Annotated in this window: 2 protein-coding genes; both read right to left on the reverse strand. The window is 29.6% G+C overall.

Annotation, left to right across the window (positions count from 1 at the left end):
• Positions 1-198: 198 nt before the first annotated feature.
• Entirely contained in the window at positions 199-513 is a 315-nt protein-coding gene (locus tag AC5EAH_RS08165) for a hypothetical protein (protein ID WP_493494284.1), read from the reverse strand.
• The gene (locus AC5EAH_RS08170) at positions 501-743 is read right to left on the reverse strand and encodes a hypothetical protein (RefSeq protein WP_493494283.1); all 243 of its coding nucleotides are present in this window, start codon (positions 741-743) and stop codon (positions 501-503) included. The genes AC5EAH_RS08165 and AC5EAH_RS08170 overlap by 13 nt, the downstream gene beginning before the upstream one ends.
• Between the last annotated feature and the right edge of the window lie 84 nt (positions 744-827).

Genomic DNA, 827 nt, shown 5'->3' on the forward strand with positions numbered 1-827 from the left:
AATTTCTTTTTGAATTTTCTTATATCTGACTTTTGCAGTTTTGAAATTACAATTCTCTTACAAAGCTTGTTGCTCAAGGGTTATAAGAGAATTTTTTATTTTTTAATGTTGTGAACCAACTTTTTCCGTACTTATTTAATTGTTCAACTTTCACAATACGATTATGCCAATCAATGCCTAATAATTCTTGAATTCTGACTAATCAGGATTAGCTTGGACTTGATAGTAACCTTGATTTAATTTAATGGTTTTGGCACTGTTTAATGCTTCAATTATTTTCTGAGGGCTTATCTCCCAATTAGTTACATGTCGTATAATTCTTAAAAATGTTAGTGCCATAAAACATGTTAAAAAATGAGCTTCTGTATGTTCTTTGGTCCAAACAAAAATAGGTCTAGAGTTTAACTCTGTTTTTGTTACTCTGAAACAATCTTCAATTCGTGAAAGTTCCTTGTAATGTATTAAAATTTCTTCATCTGATAAGATAATGTAACTTGTTACTAGTACATTAATGCCATCAAATTGACTATCAAAATCCTTGCTTCTTGATTGAGTTCAATGATAGGGAAGACTGGCTGTTCTTCGCCTGTTTCTTTATCAATTATTTTCAATTCAAGATATTTCTTATCACCACGCTTAGCTGTGCTTCTAAATAGTTCTGCATCAATTAATTTTTTAGCGTATTCTATTGCGCCATCTCTTCGTATTTTTTCTCTTATCGCATATTTTTCATTCCATGTCACAAGCACTTTCTCTTTTAAAATTTGTTGTTTTTCTAATTATAATCCCCTTATTTTATCTATCTATATTAGTATACCCAAACCAAA

Source organism: Staphylococcus sp. B1(2026), from assembly GCF_058895785.1.